This is a genomic window from Rhodoferax sp. OV413, from assembly GCF_900104385.1.
Taxonomy (GTDB): Bacteria; Pseudomonadota; Gammaproteobacteria; order Burkholderiales; family Burkholderiaceae_C; genus Rhodoferax_B.
In genome coordinates this window covers 118,278-138,748 of record NZ_FNJA01000004.1, presented here as the reverse complement: position 1 = coordinate 138,748, position 20,471 = coordinate 118,278, and the positions used below count along the sequence as shown (strand labels likewise).

19 protein-coding genes are annotated in these 20,471 nt (G+C 65.9%); 15 read left to right on the top strand and 4 right to left on the bottom strand.

The annotated features are described in order from the left end of the window. Positions 1-95: 95 nt before the first annotated feature. The 4 genes from BLT66_RS15160 (at position 96) to BLT66_RS15145 (ending at position 6,307) form a co-directional block, all read left to right on the top strand. Positions 96-2,192, top strand: coding sequence for a PAS domain-containing protein (locus tag BLT66_RS15160; protein WP_176955062.1), 2,097 nt, complete (start codon positions 96-98; stop codon positions 2,190-2,192). Further along, the gene (locus BLT66_RS15155; RefSeq protein ID WP_092758568.1) at positions 2,189-3,616 is read left to right on the top strand and encodes an ATP-binding protein; all 1,428 of its coding nucleotides are present in this window, start codon (positions 2,189-2,191) and stop codon (positions 3,614-3,616) included. Before BLT66_RS15160 ends, BLT66_RS15155 begins: the two co-directional genes overlap by 4 nt. Continuing rightward, complete coding sequence (locus tag BLT66_RS15150) at positions 3,613-5,493, top strand: putative bifunctional diguanylate cyclase/phosphodiesterase (RefSeq protein ID WP_092758567.1); 1,881 nt, start codon at positions 3,613-3,615, stop codon at positions 5,491-5,493. Before BLT66_RS15155 ends, BLT66_RS15150 begins: the two co-directional genes overlap by 4 nt. Positions 5,494-5,728: 235 nt before the next feature. Continuing rightward, the gene (locus tag BLT66_RS15145) at positions 5,729-6,307 is read left to right on the top strand and encodes an acyloxyacyl hydrolase (RefSeq protein ID WP_092758566.1); all 579 of its coding nucleotides are present in this window, start codon (positions 5,729-5,731) and stop codon (positions 6,305-6,307) included. A 6-nt stretch (positions 6,308-6,313) separates the two neighbouring features. Here BLT66_RS15145 and bla read toward each other — a convergent pair whose 3' ends face one another. Continuing rightward, positions 6,314-7,198 carry a class A beta-lactamase gene (gene bla / locus BLT66_RS15140; protein ID WP_092758565.1) on the bottom strand — a complete coding sequence of 295 codons (885 nt, stop codon included), beginning with the start codon at positions 7,196-7,198 and terminating at the stop codon, positions 6,314-6,316. 126 nt (positions 7,199-7,324) lie between these two features. Here bla and BLT66_RS15135 point away from each other — a divergent pair, with 126 nt between their 5' ends. The 3 genes from BLT66_RS15135 to BLT66_RS15125 are packed head-to-tail and all read left to right on the top strand — an operon-like array spanning position 7,325 to position 9,334. Further along, positions 7,325-8,185, top strand: a complete 861-nt coding sequence (locus BLT66_RS15135) for a LysR family transcriptional regulator (RefSeq protein WP_092758564.1) — start codon at positions 7,325-7,327, stop codon at positions 8,183-8,185. Between the two features lie 55 nt (positions 8,186-8,240). Continuing rightward, positions 8,241-8,810, top strand: a complete 570-nt coding sequence (locus BLT66_RS15130) for a chromate transporter (protein WP_092758563.1) — start codon at positions 8,241-8,243, stop codon at positions 8,808-8,810. Next, complete coding sequence (locus tag BLT66_RS15125; RefSeq protein WP_092758562.1) at positions 8,807-9,334, top strand: chromate transporter; 528 nt, start codon at positions 8,807-8,809, stop codon at positions 9,332-9,334. Before BLT66_RS15130 ends, BLT66_RS15125 begins: the two co-directional genes overlap by 4 nt. Before the next feature lie 8 nt (positions 9,335-9,342). Here BLT66_RS15125 and BLT66_RS15120 read toward each other — a convergent pair whose 3' ends face one another. After that, on the bottom strand, positions 9,343-10,380 hold the full coding sequence (locus BLT66_RS15120; RefSeq protein ID WP_092758561.1) for a LacI family DNA-binding transcriptional regulator: 1,038 nt from the start codon (positions 10,378-10,380) through the stop codon (positions 9,343-9,345). A 107-nt stretch (positions 10,381-10,487) separates the two neighbouring features. Between BLT66_RS15120 and BLT66_RS15115 the strand changes: the two genes are divergently transcribed. The 3 genes from BLT66_RS15115 (at position 10,488) to BLT66_RS15105 (ending at position 15,200) form a co-directional block, all read left to right on the top strand. Next, the gene (locus BLT66_RS15115) at positions 10,488-11,639 is read left to right on the top strand and encodes a phytanoyl-CoA dioxygenase family protein (protein WP_092758560.1); all 1,152 of its coding nucleotides are present in this window, start codon (positions 10,488-10,490) and stop codon (positions 11,637-11,639) included. Between the two features lie 148 nt (positions 11,640-11,787). Beyond that, positions 11,788-12,507 carry an aldolase gene (locus BLT66_RS15110; RefSeq protein ID WP_092759162.1) on the top strand — a complete coding sequence of 240 codons (720 nt, stop codon included), beginning with the start codon at positions 11,788-11,790 and terminating at the stop codon, positions 12,505-12,507. A 146-nt stretch (positions 12,508-12,653) separates the two neighbouring features. Continuing rightward, positions 12,654-15,200, top strand: a complete 2,547-nt coding sequence (locus BLT66_RS15105; protein ID WP_218922614.1) for an EAL domain-containing protein — start codon at positions 12,654-12,656, stop codon at positions 15,198-15,200. A 7-nt stretch (positions 15,201-15,207) separates the two neighbouring features. Here BLT66_RS15105 and BLT66_RS15100 read toward each other — a convergent pair whose 3' ends face one another. Continuing rightward, a complete protein-coding gene (locus BLT66_RS15100; protein ID WP_092758559.1) occupies positions 15,208-16,131 on the bottom strand; it encodes a ketopantoate reductase family protein in 924 nt (307 codons plus the stop codon). Between the two features lie 157 nt (positions 16,132-16,288). Between BLT66_RS15100 and BLT66_RS15095 the strand changes: the two genes are divergently transcribed. The 5 genes from BLT66_RS15095 to BLT66_RS15075 all read left to right on the top strand — a co-directional run bounded on the left by BLT66_RS15095 (position 16,289) and on the right by BLT66_RS15075 (position 19,543). Next, entirely contained in the window at positions 16,289-16,750 is a 462-nt protein-coding gene (locus BLT66_RS15095) for an Rrf2 family transcriptional regulator (RefSeq protein ID WP_092758558.1), read from the top strand. Then, entirely contained in the window at positions 16,740-17,642 is a 903-nt protein-coding gene (locus BLT66_RS15090) for an NAD(P)/FAD-dependent oxidoreductase (protein WP_092758557.1), read from the top strand. Before BLT66_RS15095 ends, BLT66_RS15090 begins: the two co-directional genes overlap by 11 nt. Positions 17,643-17,794: 152 nt before the next feature. After that, on the top strand, positions 17,795-18,055 hold the full coding sequence (locus BLT66_RS15085; RefSeq protein WP_092758556.1) for a DUF3297 family protein: 261 nt from the start codon (positions 17,795-17,797) through the stop codon (positions 18,053-18,055). A gap of 61 nt (positions 18,056-18,116) precedes the next feature. Continuing rightward, a complete protein-coding gene (locus tag BLT66_RS15080) occupies positions 18,117-18,992 on the top strand; it encodes an RNA polymerase sigma-70 factor (RefSeq protein ID WP_092758555.1) in 876 nt (291 codons plus the stop codon). Between the two features lie 92 nt (positions 18,993-19,084). Then, entirely contained in the window at positions 19,085-19,543 is a 459-nt protein-coding gene (locus tag BLT66_RS15075; protein WP_092758554.1) for a carboxymuconolactone decarboxylase family protein, read from the top strand. 72 nt (positions 19,544-19,615) lie between these two features. On the opposite strand, the gene BLT66_RS15070 is transcribed toward BLT66_RS15075, so the two are convergent. After that, positions 19,616-20,389: an HpcH/HpaI aldolase family protein gene (locus BLT66_RS15070; protein ID WP_092758553.1), complete on the bottom strand. Its 774-nt coding sequence runs from the start codon at positions 20,387-20,389 to the stop codon at positions 19,616-19,618. Positions 20,390-20,471: the final 82 nt, after the last annotated feature.

The window sequence follows — 20,471 nt, the reverse complement described above, 5'->3', positions numbered from 1 at the left end:
TACCTTGCTGCTGCAGAAGGCGCTGGCCCGAACCGGCTAGGATGTAGGACTTGCTTTTAAGTGGACCTCGTTACCAGATGAGCCCCGAAAAAGAAATGCATCAGAACCAAACCCTGCTGGGCATGGCAGGGCGTATCGCGCAGTTGGGCGGCTGGACCGTTGACTTGCCGGACATGCATCTGGTGTGGTCGGATGAGATGTGCGCCATCCACGACCTGCCGGCGGGGTCGGTGCCGGGGCTGGAGCAGGTGTTCGGTTTTTATGCACCCCAGTCGCAGGCGGCGGCCCGCCAAGTCTTTGAGGACTGTGCGCAGCATGGCACGCCTTTCGACCTGGAGCTGGAGGTGCTGACCGCCAAGGGGCGGCACATATGGGTGCGTGGCATCGGGGAGGCGCAGCGGGACGCGGTGGGCCACATTACCCGGGTGCAGGGGGCTTGCCAGGACATCACGGCACGCAAGCAGACCGAGGACAAGCTGATCTACGAGCGGGACTTGCTGTGGATGCTGCTGGACAGTTCTCCAGACCACATTTATTTCAAAGACACCGAATCGCGTTTCATCAAGTGCAGCACGGCGCAGGCCCGCCAGTTTGGCGTGGAGTCTTCGGATGCCTTGGTGGGCAAGACGGATTTCGATATCTTTTCCGAAGAGCATGCGCGCCCGGCGTTCGAGGATGAGCAGGAAATCATCCGCACCGGGCAGCCCATGGTCAACAAGGTGGAACGCGAAACCTGGCAGGACGGCCGGCCGGATTCCTGGGCACTCACCACCAAGATGCCGCTGCGCAGCAAAGACGGCACCATCATCGGCACCTTTGGTATCACCAAGGATATTTCCAGCATTAAGCAGACCGAGAATGAGCTGGCCTACCAGCGAGACCTGTTGGCCACGCTGATGGACAACCTGCCCGATTCGCTTTTCTTCAAGGACCTGCAATCGCGCCTGGTGCAGCTCAGCCGGTCCGAGGCGGAGAGTCTGTTCCAGGTGTCGCTGAGCCGCCACCGCGCGGCCTTTCCCGGCACCGCTCTGCCACCGTATCTGCAGAGCGTGGAGGTGTTCAGGCAATATGCAATCGGCAAGTCGGACGCCGATTTTTATGGCGCAGAAGAAGCGGCCGAGTTTGCCAAAAGCGAGCAGGAAGTGCTGCGCACCGGTCAGCCGATGATTGAGAAAAGTGAAATCGTCGGCGTGCATCCCGATGGGCACGCCGACTGGCATCTGTCGACCAAATGTGCCTGGCGCGACCAGGACGGCCGCATCATCGGCACCTTTGGCACCTCCAAAAATATCTCCAAATTGAAGCAGGCGGAGAAGACGATTGAAGAGGTGCACAAGAAGCTGGTCGACGCCTCGCGCCTGGCGGGCATGGCCGAGATCGCCACCAATGTGCTGCACAACGTGGGCAATATTCTGAACAGCGTCAATGTGTCTGTGGGCATGCTCAGCGCGCAGCTGCGGGCCTCCAAGCTCAAAGGCCTGGCGCGTGCTGTGGGCCTGATGGACGAACATGCCGACGATCTGGGCGAGTTTCTGGTGCATGACGCACGGGGCAAATTGCTGCCCCTGTACTTGCGCGAGCTGGCGCAGACCTTGGCGGCGGAGCAGGCGGCCATGGCCGAGGAACTGGGCCAGTTGGGCAAGAGCGTGGACCACATCAAGGAGGTCGTGGCCACCCAGCAGTCGCATGCGGGCGCACCGAGCGTTGTCGAATCCGTGCGCTGGAGTGAACTGGTGGACGACGCTTTGCGCATGAACGTCGGCGCGCTGGAGCGCCACAAGGTGCAGATCGTCAAAGACTTTGACCATCTGCCCATGCTGCTGCTGGACCGCCACCGCCTGCTGCAGATTTTGGTGAATCTGATCGGCAACTCCAAACAAGCCCTGGTTGGCATGGACCTGGCCCAGCCGACCATCACGCTGGGGGCCCGCCTGGTGGTCAACGAGCAAGGGCAGTTGCTGCGCATCACCGTGGCCGACAACGGTGAGGGCATTGCACCCGAGAACCTGACGCGCATCTTCGCGCATGGTTTTACCACCCGTAAGACCGGCCACGGCTTCGGCCTGCACAGCTGTGTGCTGGCGGCACAAGAAATGGGCGGTAGCCTGGCTGCCTACAGCCCCGGAGCCGGGCAGGGCGCCATCTTCACCCTCGACATTCCTGTCGCCACCCCAGAGGGAGCCGCGCAATGAACCTCGCACCCAACCGGCGCATCCTGCTGATTGACGACATGCCGGCCATCCACGAGGACTTCCGCAAGGTGCTGGCGCCCGCGGTGGCGGAGTCGGACGAACTCAGCGCGGTCGAGCTCGCCTTGTTTGGCGATGCGGCCGAGCCCACTGCCGAAGCTTTTTCGCTCGAATCGGCCTACCAGGGTGAGGAAGGCTTGGCCAAGGTGCAGGCCTCGCTGCAACTGCAGCGCCCGTACGCGATGGCCTTTGTCGACATGCGCATGCCGCCGGGCTGGGATGGCGTGCAGACCATAGAGCAGCTGTGGAAGACCGACCCGCGGCTGCAGATCGTGATCTGCACCGCCTATGCCGATACCTCGTGGACCGAGGTGCTGGCGCGGCTGGACGTGCGCGACCGCTTGCTGATTCTGAAGAAGCCCTTCGATGCCATCGAGGTCTTCCAGCTCGCATCTTCATTGACCGCCAAGTGGCAGATGGCCCAAGACGCCGCCGAACAACTCACGCGGCTGGAACAGGCGGTGCGCGAACGCACCGGCGAGCTGAGTGCTTCTAACGATGCCTTGCAGCTGGAAATCGGCGAGCGCAAGCACTTGCAAGGCCAACTGGTGCAGTCAGAAAAGCTGGCCTCCATCGGCCAGCTGGCGGCCGGTGTGGCGCACGAGATCAACAATCCGATTGGCTACATCTTCTCGAACTTCGGTACGCTGGAGGGCTACCTGGCGCAGCTGTTCCAGATGCTGGATGCTTATGAGCTGGCCGAGGGCAGCATGGCCCAGCCCGAGGTGGCCACCCGGCTGCGCAAACTGCGCGAAGAGATCGAGCTAGACTTCTTGAAAGAAGACATCCCCGTGCTGATGCGCGAATCGCAGCAAGGCATTGTGCGGGTGCGCCAGATCGTGCAGGACCTGAAGGACTTTTCGCGCGTGGATTCAACGCAGGAATGGGAATGGGCCAATCTGCACCAGGGCATTGACTCGACCCTGAACATCGTGGCCAGCGAGGTCAAGTACAAGGCCGATGTGGTCAAGGAGTACGGCGAGATTCCCGACATCGAATGCCTGGCCTCGCAGATCAACCAGGTGGTGATGAACCTGGTGGTCAACGCCGCGCATGCCATGGGCGAACAGCGCGGCCGCATCACGGTACGCACCGGGGCGGCGGGCGAACAGGTATGGCTGGAGGTGGCCGACAACGGCGCAGGCATTCCGCCAGATACGCTCAAGCGCATCTTCGAGCCCTTCTTCACCACCAAGCCGGTGGGTAAGGGCACGGGACTCGGCTTGTCCTTGTCCTATGGCATCGTGCAAAAGCACCAGGGCCGCATCGACGTGGAAAGCACCCTGGGACAAGGCACCACATTTCGCGTCACGCTGCCGATACGCCGGCCGCTGCAGCAAGACGCCGTACCGGCCACCAACCTATGACCAGCACCCCTAACCGGCGGATTTTGCTGGTCGACGATATGCCCTCGATCCACGGGGACTTTCGCAAGATATTCCGCACCCAGATGCAGCAGCACGCCGAGCTGGGCGCGATGGAAGCAGCCCTGTTCGGCAAAGAAAAGCGCCCGGCCCTGGAGGTGAGCTATGAGCTCGATTCCGCCTACCAGGGGCAAGAGGCCTGGGCCATGGTGCAGACCGCGGTCGCCGTGGGTCGCCCGTACGCCATGGCCTTCGTCGACATGCGCATGCCGCCCGGCTGGGACGGCATGCAAACTATCGAACACCTGTGGCAGGCCGATGCGCGGCTGCAGGTGGTCATCTGCACTGCGTATTCCGACACACCCTGGGACGATCTGCTGGCCCGGCTGGATGTGCGCGACCGGCTGTTGATTCTGAAGAAGCCGTTCGAGGCGATCGAGGTCTACCAGCTGGCATCGTCACTCACCGCCAAATGGCAGATGGCGGAGGACATGGCGGCCCAGCTGGCCCGGCTGGAGGTGGCGGTGCATAGCCGCACACACGAGTTGCATGCCGCCCACGACAGCCTGCAGTACCTGGCCACCCACGACAGCTTGACCGGGCTGCCCAACCGGTCCTTGCTGGAGGACCGGTTGCGCCAGGCCATGGCCTATGCCGACCGGTCGGCGCGGCAGGTGACGGTGGCGATGATCGACCTCGACAACTTCAAGCTGATCAACGACACCCTAGGCCACCAGGCCGGTGACGAGCTGCTGAAAACCATGGCGGCGCGGATGGTGGCCTGTGTGCGCAGCGTGGATACGGTAGGGCGCCAGGGCGGCGATGAGTTCGTGGTGGTTTTGTTCGACCAGCCCGTGCAGGGCGAGACCGGGATTCCTACGCTGCACCGGCTGCGCGACGCCATGGCGCAGCCGGTGGTGCTGGGCCGCCACACGCTGCAGATCACGGCCAGCATGGGTTTGGCCACCTATCCTGCAGACGGCGCCGATGTGGAGGCGCTGCTGATGAATGCCGATGCCGCGATGTACCGGGCCAAGGAGCTGGGCCGCAACAACTACCAGTTCTACGCCACTGAGATGAACCACAAGGCGCAGAACAAGCTGGCCATGTTTGAGGGCCTGCGCAACGCCATGGCGCAGGGGGCGTTCCAGCTGGTCTACCAGCCCAAGGTGGCGCTGCGTACCGGGCAGATCATCGGGGTGGAGGCGTTGATACGCTGGCAGCACCCGGAGCAGGGTGTGATTTCCCCGGACCAATTTATCCCGCTGGCCGAAGAGTCTGGGCTGATCGTTCCTATCGGCGAATGGGTGCTGCGCACCGCCTGCATGCAGAACAAGGCCTGGCAGGACGCGGGCATGGGCGCCATCGGCATATCGGTCAATGTGTCGGCCCGGCAGTTCCGCGAAAAAGACCTGCTCAAGCGCGTGGCCCAGGCACTCGAAGACAGCGGATTGCAGGCCGAATACCTGGAGCTGGAACTGACCGAGAGCCTGATCATGCAAGACCTGGAGAAAGCCCTGGAAACCATGCGCGCATTGCAGGCCATGGGCGTGCAGCTCTCCATCGACGACTTTGGCACCGGCTACTCCAGCCTGAGTGCGCTGAAGAGCTTTCCCATCGTCCGGTTGAAGATCGACCGGGCCTTTGTGCGCGACATCCCGCACGACGAAGACGATCAGGCAATTGCCCGGGCGATCATTTCGCTGGGCCATGAACTCGATCTCAAGGTGATTGCCGAAGGGGTGGAGACCGCGCAGCAACTCGATTTCTTGCGCGCCAACCACTGCGACGAAATACAGGGCTATTACTTCAGCAGGCCGGTGCCGGCCAGTGGCATCGAAGCCCTGCTGCAGGCCCGCACCACGCCCGAATGGGTGTAGCAGTGTTCTTGTTTTGCTATTACTAATATAGCTGCTTGCGCTGGTGCTGATTGCGCTAGATGCATAAAAAGCTTGAAGCTGGGCGCGGCCTTGCGCCGGTAGTCAGCAAACTCCTACACGCACACGGCATAGCCGCTGCTGCCGCGCTGGGGTGTGGACGTGAAAAATTTCTGCATGCCAGCGCTTGGAACCGATTTCGGTTGTTTGGTGTGCTGGCGGCAGGAGAGCAAACAACATGGGCCACACAGCAAAACAATCGGGTGGCGCAGCCGCAAAGCTGGCCTTGGCAGGGATCTTGGGCATCGCCTGCTGGACCCACGCCAGCGCCGCAGACCGTACCGGGCCATCGGTGTATCTGGAGGCCGGGCAGACGCTGGAAGACGGGCGCGACACCACCACCTCCACCATCGGCCTGCGTATGCCGATGCAGCGCACGTTCTGGGACGGGCGGGTCACCGGCAACTGGGACTTGTACCTGAGCGAATGGCGCACACGCGGCCTGGCCGGGCAGCGCCGGCACTACAGCCAGGTCGGCCTGGTGCCGATGTTCCGCTACCGCTTCGATGCCGGGCAGTCGCCGTGGTTTGTCGAGGGCGGTATTGGCGTGTCGTACATGAACGAGCCCTACCAGACAGAATCCAAACGCTTCAGCACGCAGTGGAACTTCAGCGACCACCTGGGCCTGGGCCGCAACTTCGGCAGCGCGCGCCAGCATGAGCTGGGGCTGTACGTCAAGCATGTGTCCAACGCCGGTCTGCGCCGCCCCAACCCGGGCGAGACCTTTGTGCAGCTGCGCTACGGCTACAACTTCTAGGCCAGGCTAGACCAGAGCTTGCACGGCAATGCGCGTCGTCGCGGCCACCACGTCGTTGCGCATGGGCGCGCCCTTGTCTGGCTGGGTGAAGTAGACCGCCAGCACCACGGGCGTGCCCGCCGGGCTCCACACCACGCCGATGTCGTTTGTGGTGCCGTAGCTACCAGCCCCGGTTTTGTCGGCCACCCGCCAGTCCGCAGGTACGCCCGCGCGGATGCGGGTTGCGCCCGTGGTGTTGCCCAGCATCCAGTCCTTCAACTGCGTGCGCTGGGGCAGGGCTAGCGCGTCACCGAGCAGCAGGGTTTGCAGGCTGCGTGCCATGCCGGCGGGCGTGCATGTGTCGTGCGTATCGCCGGGGATGGCGCTGTTCAGATCCGTCTCCCAGCGGTCGAGGCGGAAGCTGGTGTCGCCGATGGCATGCGCATACGCCGTCACCGCGGGCGGGCCGCCGAGTGTGCGCATCAGCAGGTTGGAGGCGCTGTTGTCGCTGTACTGCAGCGCGGCGGCACACAGTTCGGCCACGGTCTGGCCATCGGCCACATGCTTCTCGGTGATCGGTGAATAGCTGACCAGGTCGGCCGCGGTGTAGCGGATGCGCTGCTGCAGCAAGCCCGGGTCCTGCGCGCTGCGCGCCAGGATGGCCGACGCCAGCAGCAGCTTGAAGGTGCTGCAGGCCGGGAAGCGCTCCTCGGCCCGGTGCAGCAGGCTGGCGCCGCCAGCGCCGAAAGCCGCGACGCCCAGGCGGCCGGTTGCCGCGGTTTCCAGGGCTTGGAGTTGCTGGCTGGCCGATGGCGCTGCGGCGGCCACGGGTAGGAACGGGCTGGCTGCGGCGGCCAGCAGCAGGGAGCGGCGGCGCACGGGGGCAGGCAGGGCAGGGGTGGTGAATGGCATTCGTTTTTCTTTCTCTGCAGTGGAAGGAGCCCGGACGATAGAGGCGCGGCCGCCATCCCACAATCGACAATAATTGCAGGCTGACCCCAGAAAATCTGGGCCATCGGCACCGCTCGCCCCCATCCCATGCACCTCCCTCTGAACGCGCTGCGCGCCTTTGAAGTCTCAGCCCGGCACCTGAGCTTTACCCGCGCGGCATCCGAGCTCAACGTCACCCAGACTGCCATCAGCCAGCAGGTGCGCAACCTGGAAGACCGGATGGGTGTGGCGTTGTTCCGCCGCCTGCCGCGCGGTCTGGCGCTGACCGACGAAGGCCTGGCCCTGCTGCCCACCCTGAGCGATGCCTTCGACCGGATTGCTGCGGTGCTGGCCCAGGTGGGCGATGCGCGGCCGCGCGAGGTGTTGACGGTGGGCGTGGTGGGCACCTTCGCGGTCGGCTGGCTGATGCCGCGGCTGCGCGACTTCCAGCAAGCCCATGCGTTTGTCGACCTGCGCCTCCTGACCAATAACAACCGGGTCGACATTGCCGGCGAGGGCCTGGACTACGCGATTCGCTTTGGCGACGGCGCCTGGCACGGCACCAAGGCCGAGCTGTTGCTGGCCGGGCCGCTGTCGCCGTTGTGCGCACCCGCGCTGGCGTCCCGGCTGCGCCGGCCCGAGGACCTGGCCGGCCAGGTGCTGCTGCGCTCGTACCGCACCGACGAATGGGAGGCCTGGTTCGAACTGGCCGGCCTGCGCTGCCCGGTGATCCGCGGCGTGGTGTTCGACTCGTCGCTGACCCTGGCCGAAGCCGCTGCCCAAGGCGCAGGCGTGGCCCTGCTGCCGGCCAGCATGTTCGGCCGCGAACTGCAGCAGGGCCGGCTGGTGCGGCCGTTCGAGCTGGAGATCGAGCGTGGCGCCTACTGGCTGGCCCGGCTCAGCTCCAAGCAGCCGACGCCGGCGATGCAGGTTTTCCGCGATTGGCTGGTGCGCGCCGCCGCGCTGTGAACTTCGGGCGTCGGCACTGCTCCTACTTTTTCTATCCCTTAACACCCATCTGCCCATGCCCCCCAACACCAGCGAAGCGCCGCCGCTGCGCAGCCTGTTTGCCGCCTTTGCCAAGATCGGCCTGACCAGCTTTGGCGGCGGCCTCAGTGGCTGGATGCTGCGCGAATTCGTGCAGCGCCGCGCCTGGTTGACCGAGCAGGAGTTTCTGAGCGGCCTGGCGATGGCGCAGGCTTTTCCGGGCGTGAACGTGGTGAACATGGCGATCTGGATCGGCTACCAGCTGCGCGGCGGACGCGGCGCGCTGGTGGCGGCGCTGGGTATCGTGGTGCCGGCCATGCTGGTGGCCATCGTGGTGGCGGCCTTGTTCTCCACGCTGGCGGATGGGCCGCAGGTGCACTGGCTGCTGGCCGGGGTGGCGGCCGCGGCCGTGGGCCTGTCGCTGCAGACCGGCTTGCGGGCCGCACGCAATGCGGCGCGCGGTGCGGTGCGTAGCCTGATTCTGGCCGCCACTTTTGCGGCCATTTTTGTCTGGCGCCTGCCGCTGCTGTGGGTGGTGGGCACCATGGCACCGTTGTCGATTGGCCTGGCCTGGTGGCGCATCCGCAGTGAAGGAGCCCAGCCATGAACCTGCGGCTGATGGGCGACTTATTGGCGGTGTTTGTACCGCTGTCCTTTTTGACCGTGGGCGGCGGCCAGAGCATCGTGGCCGACATCCACCGCCAGGCCGTGGGCGTGCACGGCTGGATGAGCGACGCGCAGTTTCTCGATCTGTTTGCCCTGTCGCGCATCACGCCCGGGCCGGGCTCGCTGCTGGTGACCCTGGTGGGCTGGCAGGTGGCTGGCGTGGGCGGTGCGCTGGCGGCGTCGGCAGCGATCTTTTTGCCCAGCTCGGTACTGGTGTTTGGCCTGGCCCATGTGTGGTCGCGCTACCGCACGCGCACCCTGGTGCGGGCCATCGAGGCCGGCCTGGCGCCGGTGGCCGCGGGCATGATTCTGGCCGCGTCCTGCACCGTGCTGCGGGCGGCCGAAGGCGGAGTCTGGGCTTGGTCGGTAGCCGCCCTGTCCACGTTGGCGCTGATGTGGACGCGCATCAACCCCTTGCTGCTGCTGGCCCTGGGTGGCTTGTTGTTCCTGCTGATCCCGCACTGAGCGCGCGGCTACAGGCTGTGTTGCGGCAGGTTGAACGGCGTGACCACCTGCACCGACGAGACCGGCAATGGCAGGCCGGCTGGCGCCGCGCCGTGGGCTGCCATCAACTGGAAGCAGGCCTGCCGCATATCGTGCTGCAGGTCGTGGTGCAACACCGCCTGCAGGCGGCCGGCGCGCAGCAGCGGCAGGTTGTCGGCATCCAGGTCGTGGGCGATGAACACCCGGCATGGGCGTTGCAGCTGCGCAAAGGCCTCCAGGATGGCCGCATTTGCCCCGCCTATTGAATACACCGCCTGCACCTCGGGGCAGAGCCGTAGCCGCTGGCGCACCAGTCCCACGGTGGCCTCGTGCAAGCCCAGGCCTTCGCTGACCTCGTGCACGGCGATGTGCGGATAGCGGTCGCGGATGGCCTGGCGAAAGCCGATCTCGCGCTCTTCCTCGCCGCGGAAATGGTTGCTGCTGATCGAGATCAACACCCCCGCCGGCGCCTGCGTTGCCGGGCCCAGCCACTGCGCCACCAGGTAGGCCGCGGTGTGGCCGGCGGCCCGGTTGTCCATGCCCACATAGGCGCGCCGGGCCGAGCCGGGCACATCGGTCACCAGGGTCACCACCGGGATGCCCTTGTGCTGCAGCCGGGCCACGGCCTGCACCACCTCGGGTACATCCGGCGCCTTCAGCAGCACGCCGTGGCTGCCTTGCTGGGCGATCTTGTCGAGCGTGGCCACCAGCTGGGCCACCGGCAGGTCTTCCGCCAGGTGGTAGCGGGCGCGGAAGATCGCCGGGTGCAGGCCGGGCATGGCCTGCTCCAGCGCGTTGCGCACCAGCCTGGAAAAGCGCTCAGGGGTCTGCATCACCAGGTCGACCAGGAATTTGCGGCCGACCAGGCCGACCTGGCTTTTCTGCCGTTCCAGCTCTTGCAGCGCCTGCTCGACCCGGCGCACCGTGTGCTGGCGTACGCCGCCGCGCTGGTTCAGCACCCGGTCCACGGTGGCCAGGCTGGTGCCGGCCTGGGAGGCAATGTCTTTCAAAAGATGGGGATGGGCCATGCGCGCATTGTGATGGATTTTTGAGGTGTTTTTGAGGGGTTTTAGGCCTTCTGTGCGAGGCTGCCCTGCCTACACTTTGCCCATCTTTCAGCCACAGAACACCTCATATGCCCTTACACGATTCCCCCCACTGGCTAGACCCGCACACCTGCACGGTCGCCGAGCTGGATGCCCTGGTGCGTGCGCCCACGCAGCACGCCGATTACCCGCTGGCCAGCGCCATCACCCAGGGCGTGCCGGTCTACGACGGCGCGCAGATCCGCGGCGCCGGCCCGGCCTTGCAGCGCGACCTGATGGCTGAGTGGTGCCGCGTCTGGCAGGGCGGCCCGGGCGTGCTGGTGCTGCAGGCCGCGTTTGCCGACCTGGCGGTGGTGGATGCGGCCACGGCGGCGTTCCACCGGCTGATCGCCGCCGAGCGCCTCACCGGCACCCGGGCCGACCACTTCGCCAAACCCGGCGCCAACGACCGGGTCTGGAACGCGCTGGAAAAGCTCTGCCTGGCCGCGCCCCCGGTGTTTGCCGCCTACTACGGCAACCCGCTGCTGGCCTGGGTCTGCGAGGCCTGGCTGGGCCCGGCCTACCAGGTGACATCGCAGATCAACAGCGTCAACCCCGGTGGTGCCGCGCAAATGGCGCACCGTGACTACCACCTGGGCTTTCTCAGCCCCGCCCAGGCCGCGCGCTACCCGGCCCATGTGCACCAGCTGTCGCCGGCCCTGACCCTGCAGGGCGCGGTCGCGCATGTGGACATGCCGGTGGAGAGCGGCCCCACGCTGTACCTGCCGCATTCGCAGAAGTACCCGGCCGGCTATCTGGTGGCGGGCCAGCCGGCGTTCCAGGCTTACTTCGACGCCCAGCATGTGCAGCTGCCATTGCGCAAGGGTGACGCGGTGTTCTTCAACCCCGCGCTGATGCACGCGGCCGGCCACAACCGCTCGGCCGACATCTACCGCATGGCCAATCTGCTGCAGGTCTCCAGTGCTTTCGGCCGGGCCATGGAGTCGGTGGACCGGCTGCGTATGTGCGAAGCGCTGTACCCGGCCCTTCGTGGCATGCCAGCAGCCGAGCAGGTCAGCGCGGTGGCTGCCTGCGCCGAGGGCTATGCGTTTCCGACCAACCTGGACCGCGATCCGCCTCTGGGCGGCCTGGCGCCCGAGAGCCAGCAGGCTGTGCTGCTGCGTGCGCTGCAAGAGGGCTGGCCAGTCGACCAGCTGCACCAGGCCTTGCGGCAGCAGGCCGAGAAAAAGTGGACCCACTAAGGCTGCGTTCACGGCGCTGCGATCTGCTATGGATTCCGTAGCTGCTGGTGCAGGTATTGGCTGCGCCAACGGCCTGAAAAGCTTGAAAGCTCGGTTCGTATGACAATCTGCGGAAATTTCCATCTTGAACCACGAAAGATTGCTGTTTATGCACGCAGATGATTACGCATCCGACACCGTCAGCCGCTTGCGCGCCGACCTGGCCCTGGCCTTGCGCGCGGCCGCCCACCATGGCCTGGGCGAGGGCGTGTGCAACCACTTCAGCCAGGAGCTGCCCGACCACTCGGGCCGCTTTCTGCTGAACCCGCGCGGCTTGCTGTGGAGCGAGATCCAGGCCGACGACATCGTGATGATCGATACCCAGGGTAACAAGCTGGCTGGCCGGCATGAGGTCGAATCCACCGCCATGCACATCCATGCCGCGGTCCATCGTATCTGCGCCAAGGCCTGCGTGCTGCATACCCACATGCCCTACGCCACTGCGCTGACCCTGACCAGCGACCGGGTGCTGGACACCACCTTGTCGCAAAACGCCATGCGCTACCACGGCCGGGTGGCGGTGGATGCGCAGTACAACGGCCTGGCGCTGGACCACCACGAGGGCGAGCGCATCGCCCAGGCCATGGGCACGGCGGAGATCGCCTTCTTGGGCAACCACGGCATCCTGGTCTGCGGCGACCGCATGGACTACGCCTACGACGACCTGTACTACCTGGAGCGCGCCTGCATGGCCCAGGTGCTGGCCCAGTCCACCGGCCGGCCGCTGGCCCCTACCGATGCCGCGCTGGCCGAACGCGTGGCCCAGCAGATGGCCAGCGAGCGCCTGCAGTCCGAGCTGTTCTTCGAAGCCCTGCGGCGCAGCATTTGACCTGATTTGCTATTGATTTAATAGCTGCTGGCGCTGTTGGATAAAGCGGCCAAGGCCTGAAAGATCCATGTTTCTGCCAGCTGCCGGTCCATACGGTGATAGACACATAATGCAGTAGCAACTTTGCCACTGAAACAAACCACTGCGTGCTGCATAAACCTCTGCTCCACCGGGTACTGATCCAGGCCCTGACACTGATTTCGACGGTCTGCCTGGCCTCTGCTGTGCTGGCTGCGCCGCGCGAGGTACGGGTGGGCGTCTACCAGAACGAGCCCAAGATCTTCCTGGATGCCCAGCAGCAGCCCTCGGGCATCCTGGGTCAGCTGCTGCTGGCCATGGCCGAGAAGGAAGACTGGACCCTGGTCGTCGTGCCCTGCGAATGGCAGGCCTGCCTGGACGCCTTGCAGGCCGGTGGCATCGACCTGATGCCCGATGTGGCGTATTCCGAGCAGCGCGCCAAGCTGATGGACTTTCACACCACGCCGTCTTTGCTCAGCTGGTCGCAGCTGTACAAGCACAGCGGCGTCAACATCAACACTGCGCTGGATTTGAACGGCAAACGGGTCGCGGTGCTGGAGGGTTCGGTGCAGCAGGACTACCTGAAGAACCTGGTGCAGGGCTTTGGCCTGAAGACCGAGCTGGTGCCGGTGCAGTCCTTTAAAGAAGCGTTTGAGCAAACCGCGGCCAACACTGTCGATGCGGCCGCGGCGAACCGCTTCTTTGGCGACCTGCAGGCGGGCAACTACCAGCTGGAGCCCACGCCCATCCTGTTCCAACCGGCCAAGGTGTTTTATGCCACGGCCGAGGGCCGCAATGCCGATCTGCTGGCAGCCATAGAGAGCCACCTGGCGTCCTGGCAGGCGCAGGCCGATTCGCCTTACTTCAAAGTGATGAACCGCTGGATGGCACCGGCCAGCAAGTCGACCATCCCCGATACCGTCTGGTGGTCGCTGGGCGTTCTGGGCGTGATGCTGTCGGCCGCTGTGGGGGTGGGCTTCTTGCTGCGGCGCCAGGTGGCCGACACCGCCTGGCATCTGCGCAGCAGCGAAGACCGTTTGTCCACCATCCTGAACAGTGTGGACGCCTACATCTACATCAAGGACCCGCAGCTGCGTTACCAGTACGTGAACCGCAAGGTCGCCGACCTGTTCCACACCACGCCGGCCGACGCCATCGGCAAGACCGACAGCGATTTCTTCGACGCCACTACCGTGGCCAAACTGCGGGTCAACGATTTGCGCGTGGTGGAGCGGGGCGAGCGGGTCGACGAGGAAGAGGTGAACCGCAGCGCCGATGGCAAGATCACCAACACCTATTTCTCCGTCAAGTTGCCCTTGCTGCGGCCCGATGGCTCGGTGTATGCGCTGTGCGGCATCTCCACCGACGTGACCAAGCACAAGCAGGCCGAGGCAGTGATCCACCAGCTGGCCTTCTACGACCCGCTGACCCAGTTGCCGAACCGCCGGCTGCTGAGCGAGCGCCTGGGCCAGGCGATTGCGGTGCATGCGCGCGACCGCGAGTGGGGCGCCTTGCTGTTCATCGACGTGGACAACTTCAAGGACTTGAACGATTCGCGCGGCCACCTGGTCGGTGACCAGCTGCTGTGCCAGATCGCCACCCGGCTGGAGGGCTGCACCCGCATCGAAGACACGCTGGCGCGCCAGGGCGGCGACGAGTTCGTGGTGATGCTGCAGGCCATGAGCGCCAGCATGCCCGAGGCCGTGCAGCAGGCCCGCCAGGTGGCGCAGAAGATCCTGCACGCCCTGGCCCAGCCCTACACCCTGGACGGCCAGCAGCACCAGACCACGGTGAGCATAGGCATCGCCATGTTCTCCGGCCCGGAAACCGAGCAAGACGAGTTGTTCCGCCAGGCCGATCTGGCGATGTACCGGGCCAAGGCCGATGGCCGCAACACGGTGTGCTTCTTCAACCCCGACATGCAGGCCCAGGTGCGGGCCCGCACCGTGCTGGAGTCCGACATGCGCCAGGCCCTGGCGGCCGAGCAGTTCCTGCTGTACTACCAGCCGCAGATCGACAGCGCCGGCCAGCAGACTGGCGTGGAGGCCCTGGTGCGCTGGCAGCATCCGCAGCGCGGCCTGGTGTCGCCGGCCGAGTTCATACCGCTGGCCGAGATGTCGGGCCTGATCCTGCCGCTGGGCCGTTGGATTCTGCTGACCGCCTGCCGCCAGCTGGTGCACTGGTCGACCCATGCGGGCACGGCGCAGTGGAGTGCGGCGGTCAACATCAGCGCGCGCCAGTTTCGCCAGGCCGACTTTGTGCAGCAGGTGCAGTCCGCGCTGCAAGAAACCGGCGCCAACCCGCAGCTGCTGGAGCTGGAGCTGACCGAGAGCCAGTTGGTCGAAGACATCGACAGCGTGGTCGAGAAGATGACCGCGCTCAAGGCCCTGGGCGTGCGCTTCTCGCTGGACGACTTTGGCACCGGCTATTCGTCGCTGAGTATCCTCAAGCGCCTGCCGCTGGACAAGCTGAAGATCGACCAGTCGTTTGTGCGCGACCTGCTGACCGACCCGCAGGACGCCAGCATCGTGCGTGCCATCGTCACCCTGGGCACCAGCCTGGAGCTGCAGGTGATTGCCGAAGGCGTGGAGACGGCCGAGCAGCGCGATGCTTTGCTGGCGCTGGGCTGCCAGCACTTCCAGGGCTATCTGTTCGGCCGGCCAGCACCGGCCTAAACAGGTTTCAGGCGCTGCGGCCTTCGGCGTGCGGCGCCAGGATGCCGTGCAGCACCGCGTTGGCCGGCGTAGGCACGCCTAACTCCGCGCCGCGGCGCACCACGTCGCCGCTCAGCCAGGGCACTTCGAGCCGGTTGCCGCGTTCCAGGTCGTGGGCCATCGACGAGGTCATGCCCTCGGGCAGCTGGTCGCAAAAGCGCAGCCGGTCGGCGGCAAAGTCGGCGGCCAGCGGTACGCCCTGGGCCCGGCCCACGGCCACGGCTTCCTCCATCACTTGCTGCAGCACGCGCCGCGCATCGGGGTGGCTGCGCACCCGGCCAATCGGCAGTCGTGTGGCCGCGGTGGTGGCCGACAGGCCGACCAGGAACACGAACTTCTCCCACACCGCCCGGCGGATATCGGGGCTGATCTCGGCGTCGATGCCGGCCTCCTGGCAGGCCTGCAGCAAGCGCTCCAGCCGCTCGGAGCGCTGGCCGCCGTATTCGCCAAACACCAGCTTCTGCAGGTTGCCGGTGTGGGCGATCAGCCCCGGCGCGGCAATCGTGGCCGCGATGTAGCAGACCCCGCCGGCCACCGCCGGTGCGCCCAGCGCGGCCTGCAGGATGTCGTCCTTGACCACGCCGTTCTGGAACGAGATGACGGCGGTGTGCGGGCCGATCAGCGGGCGTATGGCTTCGGCGGCCGCCGCCGTGTCCCACAGCTTGACGCCGAACAGCACCAGGTCCACCGGGCCTATGCCCTGCGGCGTTTCGCTGACCTGTACGTTGTGCAAATGCAGATCGCCTCGGGCGCTGCTGACCCGCAGGCCTTGCGCGCGGATGGCGGCGCCGTGCGCACCCCGGGCGATGAAGTGCACGTCGCAGCCGCTGTGCGCCAGCCGCGCCCCGAAATACCCGCCCACACCGCCCGCACCCATGATGGCTATTTTCATACCGCTCCTGTGTTGAATTGGGGGCCAGGCACCTGGCCGCGCGCGCCATGGTGCCACGAAGCGCGGGGCCGGTGGTCGGCCCGCAACTGCCCCTGTAGTGGGCAGGGGAATAGGGCGTCGGCCAGCAAATTCAAATTTACGCAACATATGATGTTGCATGAAACGCGATAGCAAACTCTCCAGCGTGCTCCACGTCCTGCTGCATATGGCAGAACGCGACGGGCCCAGCACTTCCGACTACCTGGCGCAGGCCATGCAGACCAACCCGGTGGTGGTGCGCCGCCTGATGGCTGGCCTGCGCTACGCCGGTTTTGTGACATCGGCCAAAGGCCATGGCGGCGGCTGGCTGCTGTCCTGCCCCTTGGAGGAGATCACCCTGGGCGACATCCATGCGGCACTGGGCGCTCCCACGCTGCTGGCGGTAGGCCACCGCACCGAAAGCCCGGGCTGCGTGGTCGAGCAGGCGGTGAACGCCGCGCTGGACGGCGCCTACCGCGAGGCCGAAGCCGTGCTGCTGGCCCGGCTGGACCAAGTCACGCTGGCGGCGCTGTCCAAAGATTTCCATGGCCGGATGGTGTCCGGCGGTTTTTCACACAAGGATATGGACCATGCAGTTTGATGCTCTGGTGGTGGGCGGCAGCTTTGCCGGTTTGTCGGCGGCCATGCAGCTGGCGCGGGCCCGCAGAAGCGTCTGCGTGGTGGACGCGGGCGCGCCGCGCAACCGCTTCGCCGCGGCGGCGCACGGCTTCTTTGGCCAGGACGGTGTGGCGCCCCGCACCATGATCGACCAGGCCCGCGCCAAGCTGCTGGCCTATCCCTCGGTGCAGTTTGTGGCGGGCACGGCGCAGACGGCGGCTGCCGATGCCAACGGTGGCTTTGCGCTGGCACTGGACAGCGGCCAACAGCTGCGCGCCCGCAAGCTGCTGCTGGCCACTGGCGTGCAGGACGTGCTGCCCGACATTCCCGGCCTGCGCGAGCGCTGGGGCGCCAGCGTGCTGCACTGCCCGTACTGCCATGGCTACGAGTTCGGCGGCCAGGCGCTGGGCGTGCTGTATGCGGTGCCGGGCTCGGCCCACCATGTGCAGCTGATCGCCGACTGGGGCCCGACCACCTTGTTTCTGAACGGCCATACCGACCTGGACGCGGCCACCGCCGCCCAGCTGCAGGCCAAGGGCATCGCCATCGAACCCGCGCCGCTGCAAGGTCTGGAAGGCCCGCTGCCGCAGCTGGCCGGTGTGCGCCTGACCGATGGCCGGCTGGTGCCGCTGGATGCGCTGTTTGTGGCGCCGACGCAGCGCATGGGCAGCAGCCTGGCCGAGCAACTGGGCTGTGCTTTCGACGCCGGCCCCATGGGCCCGCTGATCCGCACCGACGCCAGCAAGCTGAGCAGTGTGCCCGGCGTGTATGCCGCCGGCGACGCCGCACAGACCGCCCAGAACGCCACCCTGGCCTCGGCCGACGGCGTGATGGCGGGGGTGGCGCTGCACCAGTCGCTGGTGTTTGGCACGTAGTTGCTAGTGATTTGATAGCTGCTGGCGCTGGTGGAATATGCGCTATAGCCCTGATTTCTTTAAATTTGACGGCTGCATCGGCGATCCGACCGGAGCACCCGCCAAATCCGGGAAAATTGGCGCCTGATCCGTATCCACTCTATAAGCCTGCCATGACCGACACCACACCTGAAACCAACCCCACCGTTGCCTTGCCCGACCGCCTGTCCATCGACCCGCGCAGCCCGCACTTCAACGCCGCCGTGTTCGAGCGCGATGTGGGCATCCGCCTTAACGACAAGGAGCGCCTGGACGTCGAGGAATACTGCATCAGCGAAGGCTGGATCAAGGTGCCGGCCGGCAAGACCCTGGACCGCAAAGGCCACCCGCTGCTGCTCAAGCTCAAGGGCAAGGTCGAAGCCTTCTACCGCTGATGCGGGCATAGGGCCGGCGCCACGGCTGTCACAAAATCGGGGGCTCTAACGTCTTAATACTATGGACGCAACCACCCGCACTTTTGACACCCTCCGCCCGCGCCTGCAGGGCATCGCCTACCGCATGCTCGGCTCGACGGCCGAGGCCGAAGAGGTGGTGCAAGATGCCTGGCTGCGCTGGCACGAGGCCGCCCATGCCGCGCTGGACAATGCCGAGGCCTGGCTGGTCACCGTCACCACCCGGCTGGCGATCGACCGGCTGCGCAGCGCCAAGTTGCAGCGTGCCCACTACGTCGGCACTTGGTTGCCCGAGCCGCAGCTCACCCCGGCCCCGGCGACGCCCGAGCAGCTGCTGGAGCGCGCGGGCGATGTGTCGCTGGCCTTTCTCAGCCTGCTGGAGCGCCTGGCGCCCGAGGCCCGCGCGGCCTTTTTGATGCGCGAAGTGTTCGACGCCGATTACGCCGAGGTGGCCGACACCCTGGGCAAGACCGAGGCCGCCTGCCGCCAGCTGGTGCACCGCGCCAAGGCGCAGCTGCGTGAGGAGCGGCCGCGTTTCGTGGTGCCGCGCGAAACCCACCACCGCCTGTTGAGCAACTTTGCCGACGCCTCCATGCGCGGCGATTTCGCCCTGCTGAAATCCCTGCTGGCCGAGGATGCCGAGCTGATTGGCGACGGCGGCGGCAAGGTGCCCAGCTTTGGCAAGCCGCTGTGCGGCGGGCCACGCATCGCCCAGCTGTACTGGGCGACCCAGCTGCGCTGCGGCAGCGGCCTGCGGGTCGAACTGGCCTGCATCAATGGCGAATGGGGTTTGCTGCGTTTTATCGACGGCGTGCTGGAGTCGGTGCAGGCCTTCGAGACCGACGGCGAGCGCATCCTGCGCATCCACGCCCAGCGCAACCCCGACAAACTGGCCCGGCTGGCCGCACATTTTTCCTAGCTTTTATTTGCCGCGTGTCACAGGCCGGGCTCGGCCAACGTCTTACGGGTATGGATCTCAATTCCGAGCCATGCCAACCCTTAGGACACACCATGACCGAAGCCCGCCTCCCCTGGACCCAGATTTCCTCCAAAACCTATAACGCCATGGCCGCCGTGGCCGCCACCACGGCCAGCTCCAGCCTGGGCCTGCCCTTGATCGACCTGGTGCAGACGCGCGTCTCGCAGATCAATGGCTGCGCCTTCTGCCTGGACATGCATGTGCGCGACCTGCGCAAGCAGGGTGAAACCTGGCTGCGCATCAACAGCCTGCCGACCTGGCGCGAAACCAGCTTCTACACCCCGCGCGAACGCGCTGCCCTGGCCTGGGCCGAAGCCCTGACCCGGCTGGCCGATGCGCATGGCGAGCATGAAAGCGTCTTCGCCGCCTTGCAGCCCGAGTTCAGCGCGCAGGAAATTGTCGAACTCACCTGGTGCATCGCCCAGATCAATACCTGGAACCGCATGGCGGTCGGCATGCGCCAGCCGGTGGCCAACAAGCCGCTGGAATAAGCGCCCCGTGATTTGCTATGGATTGCATAGCTGCTGGCGCAGGTACTGCCTGCGCCAGAGCTCTGAATCATCTTAACTGACGACGGCCTTGAAGCGGGCCGCCAGCGCATCGGCCGCGGCGATCAGCAGGTGCATGTCGGTGCCCACGCCGACCATGGTCGCGCCCTGCGCCAAGTAGGGCTCGCCTTTGCCGTCCACCGTCAGAATGCCCACCGCCTTGCCCGCTGCCTTGCCGATGGCAATGGCCTTGCTGATGGCCGCCTGCACCTCGGGGTGGGCCACCTGGCCGCGGTAGCCCAGGCTGGCTGCCAGATCGGCTGGGCCGATGAAGACCGCGTCCACACCGGGCACGCGGCAGATGGCATCCAATTCGTCCAAGGCCTCGCGCGACTCGATCTGCAGCACCAGCGCGATTTCGTCGTTGGCGCGTGCCATGTAGTCCTTGTAGCGGGTGTAGCCGCCGCCGCGCGTGCTGCCGGCCACGCCGCGCAGGCCTTGGGGCGCGAAGCGGGTGTAGGACACGGCATCAAGCGCCTCGGCCGCGCTGCGGATGTTGGGCACCATCAGGTTGGTGGTGCCCGCATCCAGCAGGCGCTTAATGAAGGCCATGTCGTTCGACGGCGCCCGCACCACGGCCGCGCTGGGCGTGCCGCGCAGCGCCAGCAGCTGGCTGCTGATGGTGTCCAGGTTGCTCTGGGTGTGCTCCATGTCGAGCAGCAGCCAGTCGAAGCCCGACTGCGCCACGCATTCCACAGTGGCCAGGTGCGCAAAGTTGCACCACAGGCCGATCAACGGACGGCCCGAGGCCAGGGCTTGTTTGAAGGTATTGGGGGGAAGGCTGTTCATGGGTATCTCCGGTGTTTTTTTGTTGGGGTACGCGCCAAGACGGGTTTGCGAAATACCGCGGAACCGGCTTTGCCGGGCCGCG